The organism is Streptomyces sp. NPDC005962 (assembly GCF_040629205.1).
In the GTDB taxonomy this organism is placed as follows: domain Bacteria; phylum Actinomycetota; class Actinomycetes; order Streptomycetales; family Streptomycetaceae; genus Streptomyces.
In genome coordinates this window covers 11682-37297 of sequence record NZ_JBEXVE010000031.1, presented here as the reverse complement: position 1 = coordinate 37297, position 25616 = coordinate 11682, and the positions used below count along the sequence as shown (strand labels likewise).

At 72.2% G+C, this 25616-nt stretch carries 22 protein-coding genes; 10 read left to right on the top strand and 12 right to left on the bottom strand.

Translation table 11 applies throughout. The features are described 5' to 3' along the window. Positions 1-269: 269 nt before the first annotated feature. Entirely contained in the window at positions 270-521 is a 252-nt protein-coding gene (locus tag ABZ370_RS35730) for a hypothetical protein (protein ID WP_358630040.1), read from the bottom strand. A gap of 686 nt (positions 522-1207) precedes the next feature. On the opposite strand from ABZ370_RS35730, the gene ABZ370_RS35725 reads away from it, so the two are divergent. Continuing rightward, positions 1208-1729, top strand: a complete 522-nt coding sequence (locus ABZ370_RS35725) for a universal stress protein (RefSeq protein WP_358629836.1) — start codon at positions 1208-1210, stop codon at positions 1727-1729. A gap of 463 nt (positions 1730-2192) precedes the next feature. Here ABZ370_RS35725 and glmS read toward each other — a convergent pair whose 3' ends face one another. The 3 genes from glmS to ABZ370_RS35710 all read right to left on the bottom strand — a co-directional run bounded on the left by glmS (position 2193) and on the right by ABZ370_RS35710 (position 5401). Further along, positions 2193-4037: a glutamine--fructose-6-phosphate transaminase (isomerizing) gene (glmS, locus tag ABZ370_RS35720; RefSeq protein WP_358629833.1), complete on the bottom strand. Its 1845-nt coding sequence runs from the start codon at positions 4035-4037 to the stop codon at positions 2193-2195. Between the two features lie 88 nt (positions 4038-4125). Continuing rightward, on the bottom strand, positions 4126-4401 hold the full coding sequence (locus tag ABZ370_RS35715) for a hypothetical protein (RefSeq protein WP_009717720.1): 276 nt from the start codon (positions 4399-4401) through the stop codon (positions 4126-4128). A 67-nt stretch (positions 4402-4468) separates the two neighbouring features. Then, positions 4469-5401 carry a DUF4429 domain-containing protein gene (locus tag ABZ370_RS35710; RefSeq protein ID WP_358629830.1) on the bottom strand — a complete coding sequence of 311 codons (933 nt, stop codon included), beginning with the start codon at positions 5399-5401 and terminating at the stop codon, positions 4469-4471. A 121-nt stretch (positions 5402-5522) separates the two neighbouring features. Here ABZ370_RS35710 and ABZ370_RS35705 point away from each other — a divergent pair, with 121 nt between their 5' ends. After that, the gene (locus ABZ370_RS35705) at positions 5523-7241 is read left to right on the top strand and encodes a beta-N-acetylhexosaminidase (RefSeq protein WP_358629827.1); all 1719 of its coding nucleotides are present in this window, start codon (positions 5523-5525) and stop codon (positions 7239-7241) included. 83 nt (positions 7242-7324) lie between these two features. Here ABZ370_RS35705 and ABZ370_RS35700 read toward each other — a convergent pair whose 3' ends face one another. Genes ABZ370_RS35700 through ABZ370_RS35685 form a run of 4 tightly spaced genes read right to left on the bottom strand, consistent with a single transcriptional unit; the run spans position 7325 to position 13207 of the window. Next, entirely contained in the window at positions 7325-8491 is a 1167-nt protein-coding gene (locus tag ABZ370_RS35700; RefSeq protein WP_358629824.1) for an acyl-CoA dehydrogenase family protein, read from the bottom strand. Positions 8492-8494: 3 nt separating this feature from the next. Continuing rightward, positions 8495-9445, bottom strand: coding sequence for a hydroxymethylglutaryl-CoA lyase (locus ABZ370_RS35695; protein WP_358629821.1), 951 nt, complete (start codon positions 9443-9445; stop codon positions 8495-8497). Then, on the bottom strand, positions 9445-11523 hold the full coding sequence (locus ABZ370_RS35690; protein WP_358630037.1) for a biotin carboxylase N-terminal domain-containing protein: 2079 nt from the start codon (positions 11521-11523) through the stop codon (positions 9445-9447). The genes ABZ370_RS35695 and ABZ370_RS35690 overlap by 1 nt, the downstream gene beginning before the upstream one ends. Positions 11524-11554: 31 nt before the next feature. Continuing rightward, a complete protein-coding gene (locus ABZ370_RS35685; RefSeq protein ID WP_358629818.1) occupies positions 11555-13207 on the bottom strand; it encodes a carboxyl transferase domain-containing protein in 1653 nt (550 codons plus the stop codon). A 95-nt stretch (positions 13208-13302) separates the two neighbouring features. On the opposite strand from ABZ370_RS35685, the gene ABZ370_RS35680 reads away from it, so the two are divergent. The 3 genes from ABZ370_RS35680 to ABZ370_RS35670 all read left to right on the top strand — a co-directional run bounded on the left by ABZ370_RS35680 (position 13303) and on the right by ABZ370_RS35670 (position 16136). Further along, positions 13303-13962 (top strand): TetR/AcrR family transcriptional regulator, encoded by a 660-nt coding sequence (locus ABZ370_RS35680; protein ID WP_358629815.1) that lies wholly within the window; start codon positions 13303-13305, stop codon positions 13960-13962. 57 nt (positions 13963-14019) lie between these two features. Then, positions 14020-15177 carry an acyl-CoA dehydrogenase family protein gene (locus ABZ370_RS35675; RefSeq protein WP_358629812.1) on the top strand — a complete coding sequence of 386 codons (1158 nt, stop codon included), beginning with the start codon at positions 14020-14022 and terminating at the stop codon, positions 15175-15177. Between the two features lie 65 nt (positions 15178-15242). Continuing rightward, positions 15243-16136 carry an acyl-CoA thioesterase II gene (locus ABZ370_RS35670; RefSeq protein ID WP_358629809.1) on the top strand — a complete coding sequence of 298 codons (894 nt, stop codon included), beginning with the start codon at positions 15243-15245 and terminating at the stop codon, positions 16134-16136. A gap of 109 nt (positions 16137-16245) precedes the next feature. Here the strand turns inward: ABZ370_RS35670 and ABZ370_RS35665 are convergent, their stop codons facing one another. From ABZ370_RS35665 to ABZ370_RS35655, 3 genes are all read right to left on the bottom strand, one after another. Next, a complete protein-coding gene (locus ABZ370_RS35665) occupies positions 16246-17046 on the bottom strand; it encodes a phosphatase (protein WP_358629806.1) in 801 nt (266 codons plus the stop codon). A gap of 113 nt (positions 17047-17159) precedes the next feature. After that, positions 17160-18755 (bottom strand): DEAD/DEAH box helicase, encoded by a 1596-nt coding sequence (locus ABZ370_RS35660; protein WP_358629803.1) that lies wholly within the window; start codon positions 18753-18755, stop codon positions 17160-17162. A 104-nt stretch (positions 18756-18859) separates the two neighbouring features. Continuing rightward, positions 18860-19063, bottom strand: a complete 204-nt coding sequence (locus ABZ370_RS35655) for a cold-shock protein (RefSeq protein ID WP_358629800.1) — start codon at positions 19061-19063, stop codon at positions 18860-18862. Positions 19064-19410: 347 nt separating this feature from the next. On the opposite strand from ABZ370_RS35655, the gene speB reads away from it, so the two are divergent. After that, positions 19411-20406: an agmatinase gene (gene speB / locus ABZ370_RS35650; RefSeq protein ID WP_358629797.1), complete on the top strand. Its 996-nt coding sequence runs from the start codon at positions 19411-19413 to the stop codon at positions 20404-20406. A 220-nt stretch (positions 20407-20626) separates the two neighbouring features. Here speB and ABZ370_RS35645 read toward each other — a convergent pair whose 3' ends face one another. Beyond that, the gene (locus ABZ370_RS35645) at positions 20627-21289 is read right to left on the bottom strand and encodes a M15 family metallopeptidase (protein ID WP_358629794.1); all 663 of its coding nucleotides are present in this window, start codon (positions 21287-21289) and stop codon (positions 20627-20629) included. 166 nt (positions 21290-21455) lie between these two features. Between ABZ370_RS35645 and ABZ370_RS35640 the strand changes: the two genes are divergently transcribed. Genes ABZ370_RS35640 through ABZ370_RS35625 form a run of 4 tightly spaced genes read left to right on the top strand, consistent with a single transcriptional unit; the run spans position 21456 to position 25593 of the window. Then, positions 21456-22400, top strand: a complete 945-nt coding sequence (locus tag ABZ370_RS35640; RefSeq protein WP_358629791.1) for an alpha/beta hydrolase — start codon at positions 21456-21458, stop codon at positions 22398-22400. Next, a complete protein-coding gene (locus ABZ370_RS35635; RefSeq protein ID WP_358629788.1) occupies positions 22393-23580 on the top strand; it encodes an acyltransferase in 1188 nt (395 codons plus the stop codon). The genes ABZ370_RS35640 and ABZ370_RS35635 overlap by 8 nt, the downstream gene beginning before the upstream one ends. 31 nt (positions 23581-23611) lie before the next feature. After that, positions 23612-24919 carry a sensor histidine kinase gene (locus ABZ370_RS35630; RefSeq protein WP_358629785.1) on the top strand — a complete coding sequence of 436 codons (1308 nt, stop codon included), beginning with the start codon at positions 23612-23614 and terminating at the stop codon, positions 24917-24919. Continuing rightward, on the top strand, positions 24916-25593 hold the full coding sequence (locus tag ABZ370_RS35625; protein ID WP_358629783.1) for a response regulator transcription factor: 678 nt from the start codon (positions 24916-24918) through the stop codon (positions 25591-25593). Before ABZ370_RS35630 ends, ABZ370_RS35625 begins: the two co-directional genes overlap by 4 nt. Positions 25594-25616: the final 23 nt, after the last annotated feature.

Genomic DNA, 25616 nt, shown 5'->3' with positions numbered 1-25616 from the left:
ATGGCGTTTGCCAAGGGAAGAACTGGGACGCGAAGTTGGCCGAAAACCAGCGGGCGCAGACGTGCGGACGGGTACTTCGACCGGCGTACGACCGGCTCATGCCGAACCGCGGTCGTGTCTACGGAGTACGACCTGGCGCACTTCCGGAGGCACCCCGGGCCCTGCCGGGCTGTCCCACTCCGTCCCGGTACGCCCCGGTCCGGGATCGGTCCGTGATCGGGTCCGGCCACGGTCCGGCATCGGCCCGGCGCCGACCCAGGGGCCGGGCGTCAGTTCCGCCTGCCGCCCCGGTGCGTTCCGATCCCGGTACGCCCGTGCCGCCCGCGGTGCGGACTCGCCGCGCCCGCGTCCAGGCGGGCGGCCGCGCGCTCGTAGTACCGCAGAAGGCAGCGGCTGGCGGCGGTTACGGCGGCGAGGCCCACGGCGGCGCCCGCCGCGCCGCTCAGGGGTGATCCACAGAGCAGGAGGACGGCGGGGACCACGGCGCAGCCGAAGGCGGACCAGCGGATGACCTCGTTCACCGGGTCGTGGCCGGGGCCACGGTCCGGGACGCCGGGGGCGTCGTACTCACGGGTGTCTGGCACGGTGGCGGCTCCTCTCGCGCGGCGGACAGCGGCGGATGTCGGTGGACCGCGGCGGATCGCGGTGGACAGCGGTAGACGGTGGCGGACAGCGGCAAGACGGCGGTGGACAGATGGTGGACAGATGAGGGGAAGAGCGGTCGGCGGACAGTGGAAGAGCGGTGGAACGGGGCTCCGGCGCGGCTCGGCCCCGGCGTCCGCGCGGGCCCGTGGGGAGGTCGTGGCGGCGGCCGGTGCGGGGAGTCCGGACCTGTTCCGTACGGAGGCGATCGCTCCGCGGCTACTACAACGCCCGGCCTGCCGACAGGTCACTGCCGGGCGACCGCACGGCGTACGCGAGGGGTCGGTGGGACCTGAGTCGGGACCACTTGGGGCATTGCGTTACGGGCCGCCCTCCGGCATGCTCCGGGGAACGCTTCGGCCGCTCCGCTGCCGGGGCAACCCCTGGGCAGGTGAGGAATGGCGCCGTACCCTTGGGGGTAAGGGCTTGGAAAGATGAATCCCGGACGGATTTCCCTCCGTCCGATACTCGTCTGGAGCTCTAGCGGAGCTCTAGTCCCCCGCCAACTTCAACCTGAGTCCCCGCCGTATTCCTCCGCACGAGGACACCCTTCGCCGAGACACCGATGGCCGGTCACGAAATCCCCGAACCCGCGGACCGCAAGCGGGTCGCCGATCACCTGGCGCACCCCCAAGCGGCGGAAGAAACACGTCATTCCTGCGATCCAGCCTTCCGGCACGGCGTCGTGGTCGGATTCGACGGCTCCATGTCGAGCGAGCGCGCCCTCGCGTATGCCATTGGCATGGCCGGGCGCTCCGGCTCAGGTCTGATCATCGTCCATGTGGCAAACCGGCTGCCGACGACCGTCTGGGCGGGCTGCGAGCCCCCCGTCTTCGTCGACGTCCCCGATCACCGCACCGAGGTGCTGGGCCTTGAGCTGGCCTGCGCCGAACATCTCACCGAGGTGCCGTGGATTCTCGTCGAGCGCGGCGGCGACATCTGTCATGAGCTGGAGGAGGTCGGCCGGGAGTACGAGGCCGACGCGATCGTGGTCGGCTCCACGCATGGACTGGTGGGGCGGATCTTCGGCTCGGTCGCGGGGCGGCTCGCCCGGCGCGCGCAGCGGCCCGTCGTCGTCATTCCCTGAGCAGCCGTTGGCTCGGTGGCCCGGTCGCTCTTCGGGCCCCGAGCTTTTCTCCAGCCGTCCCGCGCTGAAACCTCCTGACGGGCACCTGCCCGGGCGGAGGTTGAGAACTGGACAGCCTCAACTCCCCCTCCCCGCAGCCGAGATGGCGCCAGGACCGTCTTGACACCCACGGAAACTACCCGTGCGTAGAGGTGGATTGGGCACGTGTGCGGGGCATAAACCGTTCGGCGTGGCGCCGGGCGGGAAGTGACGGTTCTCGCGCGGTGGCCAGCGCCGGCGTAAGGGCGACGCCGGCCCAGGGGCGGCCCCCGCGTGCGTGGTGGCACACGCGGGGGACCGCCGAATCCGGGGGCGTTCCGCCGGGGGTGTTCCGGCCCGGGGCGCTCCGGCCCGGGATCAGCCGATCAGCGGCTGATCACACCGGAGGTCGGGCTGAAGGTCACACCGGAGGCCATACCGGAGGTCACTCCACGGTCACCGACTTCGCCAGGTTCCGCGGCTTGTCGATGTCCCGGCCGAGCGCCAGCGCCGTGTGGTACGCCAGCAGTTGCAGCGGGATGCCCATCAGGATCGGGTCCAGCTCGACCTCGTTGCGGGGTACCACGATCGTGTGATCCGCCTTCTCCTGCTCCTGGTGCGCGACGGCGAGGATACGGCCGCTGCGGGCCTTGATCTCCTCCAGCGTCGCGCGGTTCTTCTCCAGCAGCTCGTCGTCCGGGAGAACCGCGACGGTGGGCACCTCGGGCTCGATGAGCGCGAGCGGTCCGTGCTTCAGCTCCGAGGCCGGGTACGCCTCGGCATGGACGTAGGAGACCTCCTTCAGCTTCAGGGACGCCTCACGCGCCACCGGGTAGCCGCGCACCCGCCCGACGAACATCATGCTCTTTGCATTCGCGTATTCCGCGGCGAGCTTCTTGATCTCTTCCTCGCCGCCCAGCACCTCGGAGATCTGCTCGGGCAGCTTGCGCAGCCCCGCGATGATCCGCTTGCCGTCGGCGACCGAGAGATCGCGGATGCGGCCGAGGTGGAGGGCGAGCAGCGCGAAGGCGACGGCGGTGTTGGTGAAGCACTTGGTGGAGACGACGCACACCTCCGGCCCGGCGTGGACGTACACGCCGCCGTCCGTCTCGCGCGCGATCGCGCTGCCCACGACGTTGACGACGCCCAGCACCCGCGCGCCCTTGCGCTTCAGCTCCTGGACGGCGGCCAGCGTGTCGTACGTCTCGCCGGACTGGCTGACCGCGATGTAGAGGGTGTCGGGGTCCACGACCGGGTTGCGGTAGCGGAACTCGCTCGCGGGCTCGGCGTCCGCGGGGATGCGGGCCAGCTCCTCGATCAGCTGCGCGCCGATCAGGCCCGTGTGGTACGCCGAACCGCAGCCGAGGATCTTGACCCGGCGGACGCCGCGCGCCTCGCGCGCGTCCAGGTTCAGCCCGCCCAGCCGGACGGTGGAGAAGCGGTCGTCGATCCGGCCGCGCAGCACCCGGTCCACGGCGTCGACCTGCTCGTGGATCTCCTTGTGCATGTACGTGTCGTGGCCGCCCATGTCGTACGACTCGGCCTCCCACTCCACCGTCGTCGGCGAGGGAGCGGTGCGGCTGCCCTCGGTGGTGTAGGTGCGGTAGTCGTCGGCCTTGATGGTGGCCATCTCGCCGTCGTCCAGGGTGATCACCTGGCGGGTGTGGCTGACCAGCGCGGCGACGTCCGAGGCGACGAACATCTCCTTCTCGCCGATGCCCAGCACGACGGGGGAGCCGTTGCGGGCGACGACGATGCGGTCCGGGAAGTCCGCGTGCAGCACGGCGATGCCGTACGTGCCCTCGACCAGGGCGAGCGCGTGGCGCACCTTCTCCTCAAGGGTGGCCGCCTGCGAGCGGCCGATGAGGTGGGCGAGAACCTCGGAGTCGGTGTCGGAGATCAGCTCCACCCCGTCGGCGGCGAGCTTGGCGCGCAGGTCGGAGGCGTTGTCGATGATGCCGTTGTGGACGATCGCGACCTGGCCGTCCGCGTCCAGATGCGGGTGGGCGTTGACGTCATTGGGCGCGCCGTGGGTGGCCCAGCGGGTGTGCGCGATGCCCGAGGTGCCCGCGAAGCGCTTGGGCAGCCTGGCCTCCAGCTCGCGGACCCGGCCCTTGGCCTTGGCGGTCTTCAGCCCGGCGGCGGTCTGGCCGTTCTGGGCGCCCTTGGCCGGCTTGGCCTGGATCGCGATGCCCGCGGAGTCGTAGCCGCGGTACTCCAGTCGCTGCAGCCCTTCCAGCAGCAGCGGCGCCACATCGCGCTTCCCGATGTATCCGACGATTCCGCACATGGTGTTCAGGCCCTCCCGATTGAATCGATCATGAATGCTCGCCGCGCGGCCGGTGCGAGCGAGACGCCCGCCCCGCGCTCGCGGCGTGTCAGCCGTAGACGATGCGGCGCAGCTGGCGCAGCGAGAGTTCGGGCGGTGCCACCGCGCGGTACGGCAGCTCGGCCGTGATCCGCTCGAAGATGTCCGCGTTGGTCAGTCCGCCGGACTGCAGCTCGCGGTGGCGTCGCCGGACGAACTCCTCGGTCGTCTCGTCGAAGTACGCCAGTACGTCCAGCACCACCCGGGCCGCCTCGCCGCGGCTGAGCGGCGTACTGCGGACCAGGTGGTCGATGAGGTCATCGTGGGACAGACGGCGATCGAGCATCCGTTGATACTGCGGTTCGCCGGGGTGTTTCGCAAGATTCCTGCCCGATATCGGGCAGGCTCTAGGTTCAATGGCGAGAAAATCGACGGAGTACGGCCTGTTTAGCGGTGGTGAACTCCTCCTCGGTGAGGACCCCGCTCCGGTGAAGATCGCCGAGTTCGCGCAGACGTCGCAGCAGGGCGTCGTGATCCGCGTCACCGTCGGCGTCGCCGTCGGTGCCCTCCTTCTTCGTGAGCTGGGCGGGGGCCGCGCCCAGGGCCGGGGGTTCGGCCGGGGGCGCGGCGGCGGGCTCCGCCGGGGCGAACGGATGCGGCATCCGGGCCATGACGGCGGCCGCGACCAGCGCCATCAGCGGGTCCTTCTTGAAGCCGTACAGGACGACGGCGTGCGGGTCGTACTTGGGTGCGGCCGTTGCCGTCGCCTTGTCCACGGTGAAGCGGAGGAAGCCGTTCTCCAGCCCGACGGAGGGGAACCACTCCACCGACGCCAGATCCGCCAGCGGAATCGTGCGGGGGCCGCCCGACTTCTTCGACTCCTCCGTCTTCCAGTTCCATTCCAGCCGGATGCGCTCACCGTCGAAGGACACGGTGGCGTCACCCGCCGTCGCCGACAGCGGCACCGGCGGACCGGGCAGCAGATAGCGGTCGCACGGTCCGGACGGCACCTGGTCGAGCAGCAGGGCCTGCCGGATCTCGTCGACCAGATACTCGGCGACGCCGGTGCGGTCCGGGTCGACCGACAGCTGATACGGATCGGCCGCGTCCGGCAGCTTGCCGCCCGTGGCCTGCGCCAACGGGTCCGCGCCCACGCGCAACCGCAGCCGCAGCCGACCGGACTTGCGCCCCGGCTCGTACGCGACGCCCGCCAGCGCCTCCAGGGGCACGGCCAGTTCGCCGAGCGCCTGCCGCACCGGGTGCACGCTCTTGTCCCGCCCCGGGACGATCCGTACCGACTCACCATCAAAGGTCCAGGCGCCATCGCGCTGGGTGATTTCCGCCATGGGGTGGATTCTGACACCCACCCGGCGGCACATTGGTCTACACCTTGACCCCAACTGGGCGTCGCGGTACGCAAGATGTCGCAGTACCCACGATGCGGACGCTTCGTTGAAGGGAACCCCTATGAGACGACGCCGTGCTCGACTGCTGTGCTCCCTCCTGCTGACCGTGGCGGCCGGGGCGGGGACCGCCACCACCGCCTCGTCCTCCTCCCCGGCGGCTGCCGCTTCCGGCTCCGGCTCCGCCGCCGCGCCGGTCCCGCTGGACCAGGTGGTGCCCGCGCCCGCCTCCGTGCGGCCCGGCAAGAGCCCGTACACGCTTCGCCGGACCACCCCGATCCGGGTGGACCAGTCCCGCGCCGCGCGGACGGCGGGCGACTATCTGGCGGGCGTGCTGCGCCCCGCCACCGGCTACCGGCTGCCGGTCACCGCACGCGGGGGCGTGGACGGCATCCGGCTGCGGATCGTGCACGACGCACGACAGCGCGGCGCGCAGGGGACCGACGCGGCCGACGCGGTCGATGCCAAGGGGCCCGACGCCAAAGGGCCCGACGAGAAGAAGCCCGACGCCAAGGGGCCCGACGCGAAGGGGCTCGGCGCGGAGGGCTACCGGCTGGAGGTGACGCGACGTGCCGTCACCATCAGCGCCCGCACCTCCGCCGGGCTCTTCCACGGCATCCAGACGCTGCGGCAGCTGCTGCCCGCGTCCGTCGAACGCGCCACCCGCCAGCCCGGCCCGTGGCGGATCTCCGGCGGCACCATCACCGATACGCCGCGCTACGCCTGGCGGGGCGCGATGCTCGACGTCTCCCGGCACTTCTTCACCGTCGACCAGGTCAAGGCGTACGTCGACCAGCTCGCCCTCTACAAGATCAACAAGCTGCATCTCCACCTCTCCGACGACCAGGGCTGGCGGATCGCGATCGACTCCTGGCCCCGGCTGACGACCTACGGTGGCTCCACCCAGGTCGGCGGCGGGCCCGGCGGCTACTACACCAAGGCCGACTACCGGGAGATCGTGCGGTACGCGGCGGACCGCCACCTCACCGTCGTCCCCGAGATCGACATGCCCGGCCACACCAACGCGGCCCTCGCCTCCTACGCCGACCTCAACTGCGACGGCGTCGCCCCGCCGCTCTACACCGGCACCGAAGTCGGCTTCAGCTCGCTGTGCGCGTCCAAGGAGGTGACGTACGACTTCGTGGACGACGTCATCCGCGAACTCGCCGCCCTCACCCCCGGCCGCTACCTCCACATCGGCGGCGACGAGGCACACTCCACCAGCCACGCCGACTACGTGGCCTTCATGGACCGGGTCCAGCCGATCGTCGCCAAGTACGGCAAGACCGTGGTCGGCTGGCACCAGCTGACCGGGGCCCACCCCGCGAAGGGGGCCGTTGCCCAGTACTGGGGGACCAGCGGCAGCGAGAAGGAGGTTGCCGACGCCGCCAAGAACGGCACCCGCCTCATCCTCTCGCCCGCCAACCGCGCCTACCTGGACATGAAGTACGACGCGAGCACCCCGCTGGGGCTCAGCTGGGCCGGATACGTCGAGGCGAAGCAGTCCTACGACTGGGACCCGGGCAGCTACATCGCCGGTGCCCCGCCGTCCTCGGTCCTCGGAGTGGAGGCCCCGTTGTGGTCGGAGACCCTCTCCACCAGCGACCACATCGAGTACATGGCCTTCCCCCGCCTCCCCGGCATCGCCGAACTGGGCTGGTCACCGCGGTCCACCCACAACTGGGACGACTACCGGGTGCGGCTCGCCGCGCAGGCGCCCCGCTGGGACGCACTGGGCATCGACTACTACCGCTCCCCGCAGGTGCCCTGGCCCGCCGAGTGATCAGTTATCGCTGATGGGGAATCGCCGTCGGCGCGCGGACCGGATCGAACCGGAAGACCTTGTCCGCGTCGTCGGCACCATGCTCAGCTCGCGAAGCCCAGCTCCCGGGCGATCAGCATCCGCTGCACCTCGCTCGTCCCCTCCCCGATTTCCAGGATCTTGGAGTCGCGCCACATCCGGGCCACCGGGTACTCGTTCATGAAGCCGTATCCGCCGTGGACCTGGGTCGCCTCGCGGGCATTGGTGACCGCGACCTCCGAGGAGTACAGCTTCGCGATCGACGCCTCCTTCTTGAACGGCTCGCCGCGCATCAGACGGGAGGCCGCGTCGCGCCAGGCGACGCGGGCCATATGGGCGCGCATCTCCATGTCGGCGATCTTGAACTGGATGGCCTGGTTGGCGCCGATCGGGCGGCCGAAGGCCTCGCGGGTCCTGGCGTAGGACACCGACTCGTCCACACAGCCCTGGGCGAGCCCGGTGGCCAGGGCGGAGATGGCGATGCGGCCCTCGTCGAGGATGCGGAGGAACTGGGCGTAGCCGCGGCCCAGATCGCCCAGGAGGTTGGCGGCCGGGACGCGGCAGTCGGCGAAGGACAGCTCGCGGGTGTCCGAGGCGTTCCAGCCGACCTTGGAGTAGGGGGCGGCGACGCTGAGGCCCGGGGTGCCGGACGGCACGATGATGGAGGAGATCTTGGGGCGGCCGTCCTCGGTGCGGTCGGTGACGGCGGTGACGGTGATCAGGGCGGTGATGTCCGTACCCGCGTTGGTGATGAAGCACTTGGTGCCGTTGATCACCCATTCGCCGGTGGCCTCGTCCAGCCGGGCCGTGGTGCGGGTGGCGCCCGCGTCGGAGCCGCCGCCCGGCTCGGTCAGGCCGAAGGCGCCCAGGGTCTCGCCGGAGCACAGCCCGGGCAGCCACTGCCGCTTCTGCTCCTCCGTCCCGTAGAGGAAGATCGGCATCGCACCGAGCGAGACCCCTGCCTCCAGGGTGATCGCCACGGAGGAGTCCACCCGGGCCAGCTCCTCAAGGGCCAGGCACAGCGCGAAGTAGTCGCCGCCCATCCCTCCGTACTCCTCCGGGAACGGCAGACCGAACAGCCCCATCCGGCCCATCTCGCGGATGATCTCGTACGGGAACTCATGCTGCTCCCAGTACTCCCCGATCTTCGGGGCGACCACATCGTGCGCGAACGCCTCGACGGTGCGGCGCAGTTCCTCGTGCTCGGGGGAGAGACGATGGTCGATCGCCATGACTCACATCTCCTTCTGGGAGGTCTGGGAGTTCTGGGAGAGGGCGCGGACGGTGCGGGACGGGCTGGGTCGGCCCAGGTGCCGGGCCATCCACACGCTGGTGGCGGTGAGACGGCCGATGTCGACCCCGGTCTCGATGCCCAGGCCGTCGAGCATCCACACCAGGTCCTCGGTGGCGAGATTGCCAGTGGCGCTCTTGGCGTACGGGCAGCCGCCGAGGCCGCCCGCGGAGGCGTCGACGGTGGTCACGCCGTGCTGGAGCGCGGTCAGGGTGTTGGCGAGGGCCTGGCCGTAGGTGTCGTGGAAGTGGACGGCCAGCCGGTTGGCGGGGATGCCCGCCTCGCCCAGCGTGGCCAGCAGCTCCCCCACATGGCCGGGGGTGGCCACGCCGATGGTGTCGCCGAGGCTCACCTCGTCGCAGCCCATGTCGATCAGGCGGCGGCTGACCGACACCGTCTGTGAGATCGGGACCGGGCCCTCCCAGGGGTCGCCGAAGCACATCGACAGATAGCCGCGCACGGTCACGCCCGCCTCGCGCGCCGCGGCGACCACCGGCTCGAACATGGCGAGCGCGTCCTCCACCGTCCGGTTGAGGTTGGCCTTGGCGAACGACTCGGTCGCGCTGGCGAAGACGGCGATCTCGCGCGCGCCGAGCGCGAGCGCCCGCTCCAGACCGCGCTGATTGGGCACCAGCACCGGGAGCCGGGCGCGCACATCGTCGATCAGCGGCATCAGCTCCTCGGCGTCGGCCAGCTGCGGCACCCACTCCGGGCGGACGAAGCTGGTGGCCTCGATGGTGGTCAGCCCCGCGTCGGCCAGCCGCCGGATGAACTCGGCCTTCACGGCGACCGGCACGAGCGCCTTCTCGTTCTGCAGCCCGTCCCGCGGCCCCACCTCGTGGATACGCACCCGGGTGGGTAGCCCCGGGGCCGGGACGGTCATGGGGAGGGTCATCACTCACGCTCCTCGGTCTCGTGCGGGGCGACGACCGCCAGCAGCTGGTCCATGGCGACCGTGCTGCCGGGCGTCACCTCCAGCTCGGTGACGGTCCCGTCGTGCGGGGCGGAGATCAGGTGCTCCATCTTCATCGCCTCGACCACCAGCAGGCCCTGGCCCGCGGTGACCTCGTCCCCGACGGCGGCCTTCACGACGGTGACGGTGCCGGGCATGGGAGCCGTCAGCTCCCCGGCGTGCGCCGTGGCGGCCCCGCCGCGCAGCGCCTCCTCAATGGGGTCATGCCCCGCCACCCGCCAGACATCCCCGCCCCGCCCCAGCCAGTGGCTCGCGCCGTCGGCGACATGCCGGAAGCGGTGGGTGACCCCGTCGAGGTCCAGCAGCACCGAGCCGTCGTCCAACGCGATGAGCCGCGCCCGCCAGCCCGTGCCGGACTGTGGCGCGTCGGTGGGACCGCTGTCGCGGTCGGCGGCGGCCGCGTGCTCGATGCGCAGCTCGGCCTCACGGGCCCGGCCGCGCACGCGGACCGTCACCGGGTCATGGCCGGGAATCCGCAGCCGGTGGACCGTCCAGGCGGGGTCGGCGCCCAGCCGCCAGCCGGTCGGGACCGAGAACGGGTCGAGCCAGACATCCTCGGCAGACGGCTCCAGCGCCGCCTGGCGCAGCAGGGCCGCCGCCGCGTAGACCTCGTCGGGGATCGTGGCCGGGAGGAGCGAGGCCGCCGCGCGCTCGACCAGGCCGGTGTCCAGATCGCCCGAGGCGACCTCCGGGTGGGCGGCCAGGCGCCGCAGAAAGCCGGTGTTGGTGTCCACGCCGAGGACCGTCAGGGAACCCAGCGCGCCGCGCAGCCGCCGCAGCGCGGTGGGGCGGTCCGGGCCGTGGGCGATGACCTTGGCGAGCATCGGGTCGTACACCGTGCCGACCTCCGTGCCGGTGCTCAGCCCGGAGTCGACGCGCACTCCCTCGCCCACCGGCTCGTCCAGGGCGAGCACCGGACCGGCCGACGGCAGGAAGTCCACCCGGCCGTCGCCCGCCACGCGAGCGGTCTCGGCGCAGATACGGGCCTCCACCGCATGGCCGTCGAAGGCGATGCCGTCCTGCCCGCACGGCAGCGGTTCGCCCGCGGCGACCCGCAGCTGCCACTCGACCAGGTCGAGCCCGGTGATCAGCTCGGTGACGGGGTGCTCGACCTGGAGGCGGGTGTTCATCTCCATGAAGCAGTACGCGGACGGATCGGCGCCCGGCACGATGAACTCCACCGTGCCCGCGCCCACATAGCCGCACGACCGCGCCGCCTGCACCGCGGCCTCGCCCATCAGTGCCCGGGTGGTCTCGTCCAGCAGCGGGCTGGGCGCCTCCTCGATGATCTTCTGATGGCGGCGCTGCAGCGAGCATTCGCGCTCGCCGAGGTGGATCACCTGGCCATGGCCGTCCGCCAGGACCTGGATCTCGATATGGCGCGGCCGGTCGATCCAGCGCTCGACGAGCAGCGTGTCATCGCCGAACGCGCCGCGCGCCTCGCGCCGGGCGGCGGCGATCTCGTCGGCGAGCAGCGCCTCGTCCCGGACCAGCCGCATGCCCTTGCCGCCGCCGCCCGCGGACGGCTTGAGCAGTACGGGGGTGCCGATCTCCCGGGCGGCGTCGATGAGCTGAGCGTCCGTCAATCCGCTGCCGGAGGAGCCCGGTACCACGGGAACCCCGGCCGCGCGCACGGTCTCCTTGGCGCGGATCTTGTCGCCCATCAGCTCGATGGCCCCGGCCGGGGGGCCGATGAAGACGAGCCCGGCGTCGGCGCAGGCGCGGGCGAACGCCGCGTTTTCCGCGAGGAAGCCGTAGCCGGGGTGGACGGCCCCGGCCCCGGTGCGGGCCGCCGCCTCCAGCAGCCGCCCGATGGACAGATAGCTCTCCGCGGCGGCCGCCGGGCCGATCCGCACGGCCGTGTCCGCCTCCCGGACATGCCGGGCGTCCGCGTCGGCATCGCTGTACACGGCGACCGAGCGGACACCGAGCCGCCGCAGGGTGCGGATGACGCGCACCGCGATCTCCCCGCGGTTGGCCACCAGGACCGTGTCGAACATCGCATGCGCCGCACTCATCGGGTGCATCCCCTCACATCCGGAAGACGCCGTAGCCGGGCGCCGCGGGTTCCTTGGCCGTGCGGTCGGGCAGCGGGGCGCTCGCGCAGGCGGTGAGGGCGAGGCCGAGCACCGTACGGGTCTCCAGCGGGTCGATCACCCCGTCGTCCCAGAGCCGGGCCGTGGCGTAGTACGCGCTGCCCTGGGTCTCGTACTGCTCGCGGACCGGCGCCCGGAACGCCTCCTCGTCCTCCGTGCTCCACTTCTCGCCGCGCCCCTCCAACTGGTCGCGCTTGACGGTCGCGAGGACGGAGGCGGCCTGCTCGCCGCCCATCACGGAGATCTTGGCGTTGGGCCACATCCACAGGAAGCGCGGCGAATAGGCACGGCCGCACATCGAGTAGTTGCCCGCGCCGTAGGAGCCGCCGATGACGACCGTCAGCTTGGGGACGCGGGTGCAGGCGACGGCGGTGACCATCTTGGCGCCGTGCTTGGCGATGCCGCCCGCCTCATAGCTGCGGCCGACCATGAAGCCCGAGATGTTCTGCAGGAAGACCAGCGGGATGCCGCGCTGATCGCACAGCTCGATGAAGTGGGCGCCCTTCTGGGCCGATTCGGAGAACAGGATGCCGTTGTTGGCGACAATGCCCACCGGATGGCCCATGATCCGGGCGAAGCCGGTGACCAGCGTCGTCCCGAACTCGCCCTTGAACTCGGCGAACCGCGAGCCGTCCACCATCCGCGCGATCACCTCGCGCACGTCGTACGGCGTCCGGGAGTCGACCGGGACCGCCCCGTACATCCCCGCCGGGTCGACCGCGGGCTCCTCGGAGCGCGTGAGCGGCCAGGGCGGCGCGCCCTGCTGGGCGGGGGAGGGCGGCAGGGTGGAGACGATCGTACGGACGATGCGCAGGGCGTGGGCGTCGTCCTCGGCGAGGTGGTCGGTGACGCCCGAGACCCGGGAGTGGACCTCGCCGCCGCCCAGCTCCTCCGCGGTGACGACCTCGCCGGTGGCCGCCTTCACCAGCGGCGGCCCGCCCAGGAAGATCGTGCCCTGACCGCGCACGATGACGGCCTCGTCGCTCATCGCCGGAACGTAGGCCCCGCCCGCCGTGCAGGACCCGAGCACCGCCGCGACCTGCGGGATTCCGGCGCCGGACATCCTCGCCTGGTTGTAGAAGATCCGCCCGAAGTGGTCGCGGTCCGGGAAGACCTCGTCCTGAAGGGGGAGGAAGGCGCCGCCGGAGTCGACCAGATAGACGCACGGCAACCGGTTCTCCAGCGCGACCTCCTGGGCGCGCAGATGCTTCTTCACCGTCATCGGGTAGTACGTGCCGCCCTTGACCGTGGCGTCGTTGGCGATGACGACCACCTCACGGCCCGCGACCCGCCCGATCCCGGCGATCACCCCCGCTGCCGGGGCCTGGCCCTCGTACAGCCCGTCGGCGGCGAGCGGCGCAAGCTCCAGGAACGGCGAGCCCGGGTCCAGCAGGGTGTCCACCCGGTCGCGGGGCAGCAGCTTGCCGCGCGCGGTGTGCCGGGCCCGCGCCTTCTCGCCGCCGCCCAGGCGGGCCGCGGCGAGCTTCTCGCGCAGCCGCGCGGCCAGCTCGCGGTGCGCGGCCTCGTTGGCCTGCCAGGCGTCGGACCCCGGGTCGGCGCCGCTTCGCAGCACCGGTGCCTGCTCCATTGCTACGGCCCCTCTCGCGGTTATCTCGCGGTTAGTGGTCGTTAACTTACCCACAAGGTTAACGACCACTAACCCCGCTGTCTAGAATTGATTCCATGAGCACGCAAGCCCCTGCACCGACCCGCCGTGAACAGATCCTCAAGGAAGCGGCCCGGCTCTTCGCCGAGCGCGGCTTCCATGGCGTCGGCGTCGACGAGATAGGCGCGGCGGTCGGCATCAGCGGCCCCGGCCTCTACCGTCACTTCGCCGGGAAGGAGGCGATGCTGGCCGAGCTGCTGGTCGGCATCAGCGGCCGGCTGCTGACCGGCGGCAAGCGGCGCACCGCGGAGGCGGCGCAGGCCGGGGACGCCCCGGCGGTGGTGCTGGACTCGCTCATCGAGGGCCATATCGACTTCGCCCTGGACGACCGCCCGCTGATCATCCTCCACGACCGCGAGCTGGACCGGCTCCGGGACACCGACCGCAAGCTGGTGCGCTCGCTCCAGCGGCAGTACGTGGAGCTGTGGGTCGAGGTCGTGCGGCAGGTCTATCCGGGGCTGGTCGAGGCCGATGCCCGAGCCTGCGTCCACGCCGTGTTCGGGCTGCTCAACTCCACCCCCCACCTGGGCCGCCCCGGCGCCCTCCCCGGCCGCGAGGCCACCGCCGCCCTGCTGCACCGGCTGGCCCTGGGCGCGTTCGGTGCCGCCCACGCCCCGGACGGCGGCGCCCACACCTCGGACAGCTCCGCCCACCCCTCGGACGCTCTGGACAGGTGAGGTGACTGGCCGGTAGCTTCGGCTGAGCAAGCGCTTAGCCAGAGGGAGGTCGCAGAGATGCGTCGCACGGTGTTCAACGAGGATCACGAGTCATTCCGGGAGACCATCCGCGACTTCATCGCCGCCGAGGTCGTGCCGGAGTACGAGGAGTGGCGGGAGGCCGGTCAGGTCCCGCGCGACTTCTACAAGAAGCTCGGCGAGCTGGGCATCTTCGGCATCGAGGTCCCCGAGGAGTACGGCGGCGCGGGCGAGACCAGCTTCAAGTTCAACGCGGTCATCACCGAGGAGCTGGCCCGCGCCGGGGTGAGCTTCGGCGGCAGCAGCGTCCACACCGCGCTCTGTCTCCCGTACATCCTCAAGTACGCCAACGAGGAGCAGAAGCGGCGCTGGCTGCCCTCCTTCGTCTCGGGCGACCTGATGACCGCCATCGCCATGACCGAGCCGGGCACCGGTTCGGACCTGGCGGGCATGAAGACCACCGCCAAGCTGTCCGAGGACGGCACCCACTACGTGCTCAACGGCGCCAAGACCTTCATCACCGGTGGCGTGCTCGCCGACCGCGTCCTGGTCTGCGCCCGTACCGCCCCGGCGACCCCCGAGGACCGCCGCGCGGGCATATCCATCCTGGTGGTGGACACCAGGAGCGAGGGGTACGCGGTCGGCCGCAAGCTGGAGAAGCTGGGGCTGAAGACCTCCGACACCGCCGAGCTGTCGTTCACCGACGTCAAGGTGCCGGTGGAGGACCTGCTGGGCGAGGAGGGCAAGGCCTTCGGCTACCTCGCGCACAACCTGCCGCAGGAGCGCCTGGGCATCGCCGTCAGCGCGTACGCGCAGTCCGCCGCGGCGGTCGAGTTCGCCAAGGCCTACGTCCAGGACCGCGAGGTCTTCGGCAAGAGCGTGGCGTCCTTCCAGAACACCAAGTTCACGCTGGCCGACTGCAAGGCCGAGGTGGACGCGATGCAGGCGGTCGTCGACCGCGCCCTGGACGCTCACGACGCCGGTGAGCTGACCGCCGCCGACGCCGCCTCGGCGAAGCTGTTCACCACCGAGCGCGCGGCCGTCGTCATCGACAAGTGCCTGCAACTGCACGGCGGCTACGGCTACATGATGGAGTACCCCATCGCCCGGCTGTACTCGGACGCCCGTGTCACCCGCATCTACGGCGGGACCAGCGAGGTCATGCGGTCCATCGTCGCCAAGTCGATGGGACTGTGACGACCGTCATGAGCACGCTCGTCGGCAACGGTGCCGCAACACGGGTCTGCAAGACTGCCTGAACCATGAATGACGCACTACAGAGCCTGCTCGACCTGCTCGACCTGGAGCGGATCGAAGAGGACATGTTCCGCGGCACCAGCGATGCCGCACCTCTCGTGCCGCGGGTCTTCGGCGGCCAGGTGGCCGCCCAGGCCCTGGTCGCCGCGGGCCGCACGGTCCCGGAGGACCGTCCGCCGCACTCGCTCCACGCCTACTTCCTGCGGCCCGGTGACCCCGGGGCGCCGATCGTCTACACGGTCGACCGGATTCGCGACGGCTTCTCCTTCACGACCCGCCGCGTGGTCGCCGTCCAGCACGGACAGCCGATCTTCCATCTGTCCGCCTCCTTCCAGCTGTACGAGGAGGGGCTGGAGCACCAGGAGCCGATGCCGGACGTGCCCGATCCGCTCTCGCTGCCCACCGCCGAGGAGCTGCTGCCCAAGTATCAGCACCTGTTCGCCGGGCCGGGGGTGGTCGACCGGATGCTGCAGGCGCGGGCCGCCGTCGACCTGCGGTACGTGGACGCGCCGCCGTACGGCAGCGTCGGACAGCCCCGTAAGCCGAAGTCGCAGGTTTGGTTCCGGACCGACGGCAAACTGGACGGCGCCGCCGACGATCCGCTGCTGCACGTCTGCCTGGCCACCTATGTGTCCGACATGACGCTGCTGGACTCGGTGCTCCTCGCCCACGGCCGCGGCGGTTGGGCGGTCGGGGACATCGTCGGCGCCAGCCTCGACCACGCCATGTGGTTCCACCGGCCGTTCCGGGTGGACGACTGGCTGCTGTACGACCAGGAGAGCCCGTCCTCGTCCGGCGGCCGCGGCCTCGCCAAGGGCCGCATCTTCACCGCCGACGGCCGGCTGGCCGTCTCGGTGATCCAGGAAGGGGTCATGCGGGTCCCGCGCCGGAGGAAGTAGCCCCCGGGAGGGGTGCGGTGACGCGCGTCAACCCCGGCGTACGGCCGGTCCGACGCGCGTCCCCCGGGGCGGTCGCCCGGGGCGGTCGCCCTGGGACGCGCGGGGCGCGTCAGAACTGGGCCGTCAGCCCCGCCGCGTCCAGCAGATAGGCCGTCATCGGCGCGTAGAACTTCGGATCGGTGACGTGGTCGTCCAGCGGGACCACCGCCTGAAGCGTCCCCTCCGCCTCGCCGACGAACAGGGCCGGGTCGTTGCAGTCCGCGTACCCCACCGCGTCGAGGCCGCGCTGCCCCGCGCACCCCGCCCAGCCGTGGTCGGCGACCACCAGGTCCGGCAGCGGCCGCCCCTCCCGGGCCAGCCCGTCCAGGATGGCCGCCATGGGGGCGGGGGAGTGGGTGTGCCACAGCGTGGCGCCGCGCTCCAGCATGGCCACGTCACAGAACTGGAAGACGTACCCCTCGTCCGCGTGCAGCCCGCCCGGGATCTCGACGATCTCGCACCCCGCCGCGTGCAGCGCCGACGCTGTCGCGCTGTGCACCTCCAGCAGCCCGCCCGGGTGGCCCGTGGCGAACAGCACCCGCTGCCCCGCCTCGGCCGCCTTCCGCAGCACCGACGCCATCCGGTCCAGCGCGCCGACGGTCAGCTCCGGGTCGATCGTGTCCTGTCCGGTGCGGTGCTCCGGGTCGTCGATCACTCCGCACCGCTCCGCCATGACGGCCAGTACGTCCTGCTCGTCCACCCAGCGGTCGCCCAGCTCCAGCCCCAGCCAGTAGTGGCGGTCGCCGTTCGCGAGCTTGCGGTAGTGGGAGAGGTTGTTCTCACGGGGAGTGGCGACGTCACCCGCGATGCGCGTACGGACGAGATGGTCGATCAGTTCGGTACGGCTGGGCACGGTACTGGGTATCGGCATGTGGCCCATTGTCGCCCCTGTGCCCGGGGAATGGGGCGCATTGCTCGCCGTGTGGACGTGACGCGGTCATGGCGAGCCGGGCCGCCCCGGGGGTTCCCCGGGGCGGTGAGTCTCTACCGGCCGGGACGGCGCCCACGGCCGGACCCGCCCCCGGCGCCGCCGCCGGAGCCGCGGTTCTGCCCGCCGCCGGAGCCGCGCCCTGACCCGGTACCCGAGCCACCGCCGGACGCCCGGCCCGACCCGGCGCCGGAGCGCCCGGTGCCGCCGCCGGAGCCGCGCCCGGTCCCGGCCCCGCCGCCCGAGCCGCGCCCGGCGCCGCCGCCGGAACCCCGGCCCGACCGCCCACCGCCGCCGCGGCGCGTCTGCCGGGGGCCGGGTGTCTGCTGCTGGACCGGGGCGCTGATCGTCACCGGGATGCCCGACGGCTCCTGGGCGCCGGTGATACGGGCCAGCTCGGAGTCGGTCGAGTGCACCCGGGCCGTGTTCGGCGTGATGCCCGCGGCGGACATCAGCCGGGTCATGTCACGGCGCTGCTCGGGCAGGACGAGCGTGACGACGCTGCCGGAGCCGCCCGCGCGCGCGGTGCGCCCGCCCCGGTGCAGATAGTCCTTGTGGTCCGCGGGCGGATCGACGTTGAGGACCAGGTCGAGGTCGTCGACATGGATGCCGCGCGCCGCGACGTTCGTCGCCACGAGCGCGGTGACGTCGCCGGTCTTGAAGCGCTCCAGGGTCTTGGTGCGCTGTGGCTGGGACTTGCCGCCGTGCAGCGCCGCCGCCCGTACGCCGTTGGCCAGCAGATGGCGGGTCAGCCGGTCGACGGCGTGCTTGGTGTCCAGGAACATGATCACGCGGCCGTCGCGCGCGGCGACCCGGGTGACGACGGAGCGCTTGTCGGTGTCCGCGATGTGCAGCACATGGTGCTCCATCGTGGTGACCGCGCCCGCCGAGGGGTCGACCGAGTGGAGCGCCGGGTCGGTGAGGAACTCGCGCACCAGCTTGCTGATGTTGTTGTCGAGGGTCGCGGAGAACAGCATGCGCTGGCCGTCCGCGGGGATCTGCCGCAGCAGCTTGGTGACCTGGGGGAGGAACCCCATGTCGGCCATCTGGTCGGCCTCGTCGAGAACGGTGATGTCCACCTGGTCCAGCCGGCAGTCGCCGCGGTCGATCAGGTCGTGGAGGCGGCCCGGGGTCGCGATGACCACCTCGGCGCCGTTGCGCAGGGCGTCGGCCTGCCGGTTGATCGACATGCCGCCCACCACGGTGGCCGGGCGCAGCCGCAGCCGCCGGGCGTACGGCGTGAGGGCGTCGGAGACCTGCTGGGCCAGCTCCCGCGTCGGCACCAGGACCAGGGCGAGCGGGCGGCGGGGTTCGGCGCGCCGCCCGGCGGTGCGGGCCAGCAGCGCGAGGCCGAAGGCCAGGGTCTTGCCGGAGCCGGTCTGCGCGCGCCCGAGGACGTCACGGCCCGAGAGAGCGCTGGGGAGGGTGGCCGCCTGGATCGGGAACGGCACGGTGACGCCCTGGTGCGCCAGCTCGGCGGCGAGGCCGTCCGGCAGCTCCAGCTCGGCGAACGTGGCGACGGCGGGCAGCACCGGGGTGGTGCCGGGCGGCAGGGCGAATTCGTTGCCGCCGTCGGAGGGACGGCTGGTACGAACGGGTGAACGGGAGGAGTGTGATCGGGGCTTACGGGGCGAGCGGGCGTAACGGCTCATGCGGCGCCTTCCTGGAACGGGCGGGGGTGGGCCCGCGGAAAGCGGGCACGAGCCGGGGCCCGCACCTCTTCAGGTGCGGGCCCCGGCTCGCGGTATGCGCTGCGTCAGGCGGGAACGATGTTCTCGGCCTGCGGGCCCTTCTGGCCCTGCGTGACGTCGAAGGACACCTTCTGGCCTTCCTGCAGCTCACGGAAGCCCTGGGTGGCGATGTTCGAGTAGTGGGCGAAGACGTCGGCGCCGCCGCCGTCCTGCTCGATGAAGCCGTAGCCCTTTTCCGCGTTGAACCACTTCACGGTGCCGGTAGCCATGTCATTCTCCTTCAATGGGGGCCGAACCGGATTCCGCACTTCACGGAACCCGCGTCGCCGCATTGACCCCATCCGGAAATGACCGGTTAAAACAAAAATGCGCCTGACGCTACATCCCGTCAGGCGCACATAACGTTCATGGGTACCAAAACTGCAACTACCACGAGCCTAACACGCGCGCGCCCTGACGGGGAGAGACGCCGGTCACCCGGCGCGGGAGAGACATCGGTCACCCGGCGCCATGAGACGCCGGTCACCCGGCAATGGACGCGGTGTCCAAATCGCCCTGGCTTGGTGCTGGGGAACGTACATGTGAGGCAACGGACACACTGCCTACGCTCGAATGCATGACCGCAGCAGACCGTGAGCCCACCGCAGCCCCCGTCGGCCCCGTAGGCCCTGTCGATTCATCCCGCGTCCCGCGCTACGCCGGGCCCGCCACCTTCGCCCGGCTGCCGCGCGTCGACGAGGTCGGGGGCACCGCGGACGTCGCCGTGGTCGGTGTGCCCTTCGACACCGGCGTCTCCTACCGCCCCGGCGCCCGCTTCGGCGGCAACGCCATCCGCGAGGCGTCCCGCCTGCTGCGCCCGTACAACCCGGCGCAGGATGCCTCCCCCTTCGCGCTCGCCCAGGTCGCCGACGCCGGGGACATCGCCGCGAACCCGTTCAACATCGACGAGGCGGTGGAGACGGTCCAGGCCGCCGCCGACGACCTCCTCGACAGCGGCGCCCGGCTCATGACCCTCGGCGGCGACCACACCATCGCCCTCCCGCTGCTGCGGTCCGTCGCCCGCAAGCACGGCCCGGTCGCCCTGCTGCACTTCGACGCCCACCTCGACACCTGGGACACCTACTTCGGCGCCGAGTACACCCACGGCACGCCGTTCCGCCGCGCCGTCGAGGAGGGCATCCTCGACACCGCCGCCCTCTCGCACGTCGGCACCCGGGGGCCGCTGTACGGCAAGCAGGACCTGGACGACGACGAGAAGATGGGCTTCGGCATCGTCACCTCCGCCGACGTCATGCGGCGCGGCGTGGACGAGGTCGCCGACCAGCTGCGGCAGCGCATCGGCGACCGCCCGCTCTACATCTCCATCGACATCGACGTGCTGGACCCGGCCCACGCCCCCGGCACCGGCACCCCCGAGGCGGGCGGCCTCACCTCCCGCGAACTGCTGGAGATCGTGCGTGGCCTGGCCGGATGCCACCTGGTCTCCGCCGACCTGGTCGAGGTCGCCCCGGCGTACGACCACGCGGAGATCACCGCGGTGGCGGCCTCCCACACGGCGTACGAACTGACGACGATCATGGCCCGCCAGATCGCCGCCTCGCGCACCGCCTGAGTGCGTCCGTCTGTGCCGCGTATCGGGCGTACTGGTGCCGTCTTCCACGCGCGCTCAAGTGGCTGCCGCTCCAATGGCCTCTCCGGTCAGCGGGACCGGAGGAAGCGGAGGCTCTGTATGGGGAGTTGGACTGGCTGACCCCTCGCGGTAATCGCGCTCACCGTGCCGCCCCGGCCGCCGTTCCCTCCCCTGACGGCAGCCGGGGCGGTGTCGCGGTGCCCTATGGCGTCTGTGGGAGCGGCCTCGGGCCGTACAGCGCCGCCGGGGCGCCGGTGTGGAGGGCCCAGTAGCGGTCGCCGTAGGACCAGTGCCACCACTCGGTCGGGTAGTTCACCAGCCCGGCGGAGGTCAGCGCCGCGACCAGGGCGTCCCGGCGGGCGCGGGCCTCGGCGGGGATGTTGGCCGCCTCCGTGTAGCAGGCGCGTGCGCTCTCCTCCGGGGTCGCGTCCCAGGGAGTGCCCATGTCCAGCTCGCGCCCGTCCGCGTCGGCGAGGGTGAGGTCGACGGCGGCGCCCGCGCTGTGCGGGGCGAGTTCGGGCGGCGATACGTAGCGGCTCGCCGCCGCCCGGATCTCCCCGTCGGCCCAGGTGGGGTGGGCGGCGCGCAGCCGGGCGGAGTAGCGCGCGAAGTAGTGGCGCTGCAGCTCCGGCGGCCGGTATCCCTCGATGAACAGCAGCCGCAGCCCCGGCGGCAGCGCCGACTGCGCCGTCAGCAGCCGCTCCAGCAGCCCCTGCCGCAGATGGGCGTAGGCCCCGGCGGGGTCCGCCGCCCGCCCGTCGACCAGCAGCCGCGGCACGTGGCGTACGTCCGTCAGCGGCTCGCCGCACTCGCGGACCGGCACGGCCGCGACCCTCGGATCGGACATCAAGGTGATTTCAGGCATGGGGTGATCGTCGCAGGTCGGGTGCCACCCCTGCGCGGTGCGGCCCCGCGTCGTACCCGTAATACCTGAGAGCTACGCGGCGACTGCACTCCCTGGAGTGACGCCAACTACCCGCCCTGCTCCGTACCTTCCATACATGCGACATCCGGTACGGAAGGGGACAGCGGTGGCATTCCGTGTGCGCGGCCGCCTGCGCCGCACTCTGCTCGGTGTGCTCGTCGCCGCCTCGGTGGCCGTGCCGGTGGCGGGCGCCGCGCGGCCCGCGGCGGTACCGGCGCCCGCACCGTCGGCGCTCCCGCCGCTGACCGCTGCGACCCCCGCCGCCCTCGACGCATGGTACGCGGCCCATCGCGCGGATATACGGGCTGCCGAGCGGATGGCCGCGGGCCACGGGGACCGGCGGCGGGCGGCGGCGCTGCGGGGGATGGCGGCCCCGGCGCGGCAGTTCCTCTCCTTCGACGGGCGGGACGGGGGCCGTTCCGTCGAGGTCTTCGGGGATCTGTCGCGCGCCGCGCGGGTCGCGGTGCTGGTGCCGGGGTCGGACACCAGCCTCGACCGGTACGGGCGCCTGCGCGCCGGGGCCGTCGCGTTGGAGCACCAGCTGGGGCGGCGGGGCGCCGTCGTCGCCTGGCTCGGGTACGAGACACCGGGCACGGTGAGCCCCGAGGTGCTGACGGCGGGCCGGGCCGACCGGGCGGCGCCCCGGCTCGTCTCCTTCGTCGGGGAGTTGGCCACCGCCGCGCCCCGGGCCCGGATATCGCTGCTCTGCCACTCCTACGGGTCGCTGGTCTGCGCGCGGGCCGCGTCCGGGCTCAAGGCTGCGGGCATCGTCCTGTACGGCAGTCCCGGCGTCGGCGCCGACAGCGTCGGCCAGCTGCACACCCGGGCCACCGTCTGGGCGGGCCGGGGCGCGCACGACTGGATCGGCGGCGTCCCGCACGTGCGGATTCCGCTGCTGTTCACCACCCTCGGGCTGGGGACCGATCCCGTCTCGACGGGGTTCGGCGCCCGGCGCTTCGACGCGGGCGGCGGCGGCCACAGCGACTACCTCAAGCCCGGCTCCGCCAGCCTGCGGACCCTGGGCCGGATCGTGGAGGACGGCCATGCGTGAGCTGATCCGGCGCATCGACGCCGCCACCCCGCCCGACCGCGACCGCGCCGTGGACGCGCTGCGCGCGTTCGCCATCCTCGGCGTGGTGCTCGGCCACTGGCTGGTGACCGCCCTCGTCGCCGACAGCGGCACAGTGCGGGCCGCCAGTCCGCTGCAGTACCAGCCCCATCTCGTCCCGCTCTCCTGGGCGTTGCAGACCCTCGCGGTCTTCTTCCTGGTGGGAGGACAGATGGCCGCGCGCAGCCATGCGACCGCCCGCGCCCAAGGTGTGAGATACCGGCAGTGGCTGGGCGCCCGGCTGGCCCGGCTGTTCCGGCCGGTCGCCACGGTGCTGGCGGTGTGGGCCCTGGCGGCGGGGGCGATGCTGGCCTCCGGGGTGGATCTGACGACCCTGCACACGCTGCTCAAGCTGGTGCTGTCGCCGCTGTGGTTCCTGCTGGTCTTCGCGGCGCTGACGGCGGCGACCCCGCTGGTGGCGCGGCTGCATCCGCTGTGGCCGCTCGCCGCCGTCCTCTATGTCGACCTGTACCGCTTCGGCTTCGGCGGGCCCGCCTGGCTCGGCTGGATCAACCTGGCGGCGGGCTGGCTGGTCCCGTACTGCCTGGGCGCGGCGTGGGCGCGCGGCGGGCTGCGGGGGCGCATGACCGGCTGGGTGCTGCTGGTCGGGGGCGCGGTGGTCACGGCCGGTCTCGTCCTGTTCGGCGGCTATCCGGCGGCCATGGTCGGGGTGCCCGGCGCCGCGATATCCAACCTCAACCCGCCGACCCTGGCCGCCGTCACCTTCGGCCTGGCCCAGTGCGGGGCGGCGCTGCTGCTGCTCGGGCCGCTGCGGCGGGTGCTGGCCCGGCCCGCGGTCTGGGCGGTGGTGGCGCTGCTGAACCTCTCCGCGATGACGGTCTTCCTGTGGCACCAGACCGCGATGATGGCGGTCACCGCGACCGCTCTGCGGCTGAGCGGCCCGCTGCCCGGCCTGCACACCGTGCCCGACGGCCCGGGCTGGCTGGCGGCCCGGCTGGCCTGGCTGCCGGTGTTCGCAGTGGCGCTGCTGGTGTGCCGGGCGGCGTTCGGCGCGTACGAGCGGGGCAGACCGCGCACGGGTGGCCGGGTGGTGCGCGAGGGCCGCCCGGGCGGGGCGGTGGGGGAGGCGTGGAAGGGAGCGGGAGTGGTGCGGCGTGGATAAGGTCACGTCCATGAGGGGGCGGGGGCGGTTGGTGAAGGTGACACGGGGGCTGCGGGCGGTTCCGGGCATCCTGCGCGAGGACTTGTGGACGGTGGCCCGCGATCCGCTGCCGCGGATGCCCTGGCTGGGGCGGCTGCCCCATGGCCACGTGGTGCTCTTCGCGGTGATCATGGGTTGGCTCAACGCGGCGGAGCGCCAAGGGCATTACAGCCCGAACGTCACTCTCGTGTCCCTGCTCGTCGTGCTCCAGTCGGCCGCCGTCCTCCTCGTGCTGTCCCGCCCGATACCCGGCTGGTGGCTCTCGACGGCCGTGCTCTTCGTGTCGGCGGCGCTTCCTGGAAACGGGTTCAGCCTCGGCGGGGTGGGGCCCTGGAACATCGCGCAGGTCGTGCTGCACACCCTCGTTCTGTTCCTGCTGGCCCTGCGGGTACGCCCCCGGATCGCGGCCGAGGCGCTGGTGCTGACCCTACTGGCGGCGGTGGTCAACCTGGCCCTCGTACCCATGGACCGTGGAGGGGACCCCAACTTGGTCGCCGTGTCCTACGCGACCGCCGTGGTGCTCGGCACCGCCCTGCGCGGACGGCGGGTGGCACGGGCGCGGCTGGTCGAGCAGGAGGGGATCACCGCCGAGGAGCGGGCGCGGCGGACCCTGTTGGAGGAGCGCAACCGGATAGCCCGGGAGCTGCACGACGTGGTCGCCCACCACATGTCGGTGATCTCCATCCAGTCGCAGGTCGCCCCGCATCTGGTCGAGAACCCGTCCGACGAGCTGAAGGAGAACCTGGCGGGCATCCGCCGCAGCGCGGTCGAGGCGCTGACCGAGCTGCGCCGGGTGCTGGGCGTGCTGCGCTCCGAGGACGCCCTCGCCGATGGCGTCCGGCATGCCCCGCAGCCCACCCTCGACCGGCTGGAGGAGCTGGTGGACACGGTGCGCGGCACCGGGATCGCGGTGGACGTCGAGATAGCCGGTGAGCGCCGGACGCTGCCGCCGGGCATCGAGCTGTCGGCGTTCCGCATCGTGCAGGAGGCGCTGAGCAACGTGATGCGGCACGCGCCGGGGACCGAGGTGCGGGTGGAGATCGGGTACCACCCGGACGGGCTCACCGTCTGGGTCGTCAACACCGCCCCGGACCGGCTCGCCCCGCCCTCGCCGGGTGCCGGGCACGGGCTGCTCGGGATGCGTGAGCGCGTCGCGATGCTGCGGGGCGAGCTGGCCACCGGACCCATGCCGGACGGCGGTTACGAGGTCGCCGCCGTACTGCCCATGCGCGAGGCGTCCCCCGCCCCCGCTGTCACCCCCGCCGCCGGACCGACCGAGACCGCCGAGGACACCGCATGACGACGAGCATCCGCGTCCTGATCGCCGACGATCAGGTCATGGTCCGCCAGGGCTTCACGGTCCTGCTGAACGCCGAATCCGGGATCGAGGTCGTCGGCCAGGCGGTGGACGGTGAGGACGCCCTCGCCCAGGTCGCCGAACTCGCCCCCGATGTCGTCCTGATGGACATCCGCATGCCCGGGCTCGGCGGCATCGAGGCCACCCGCCGGCTCACCGAACCGGACGGCGCCACCGTCAAGGTCCTCGTCCTCACCACCTTCGACCTCGACGAGTATGTGTACGAGGCGCTGCGCGCGGGCGCGTCCGGGTTTCTGCTGAAGGACGCGTCGGCCGAGGAACTGGCCCATGCGGTACGGGTGGTGGCGGCCGGGGAGGCGCTGCTCGCCCCGAACATCACCAAGCGCCTGATCGCCGAGTTCTCCCGGGTCACCGCCGCCGCCCCGCGCGCTCCCCTCAAGGACCGCGTCGGCGATCTGACGGAGCGGGAGACCGAGGTGCTGGCCCTGATCGCACAGGGCCTGTCCAACGCGGAGATCGCCACCCGGCTGGTGGTGGCGGAGCAGACGGTGAAGACCCATGTCGGCCGGATTCTGCTCAAGCTCGGCCTGCGCGACCGTACGCAAGCCGCGGTCTTCGCCTACGAGACCGGTCTCGTGCGCCCCACGGCGTTCTGACTCATGAACGCGTGTTCAGCTAG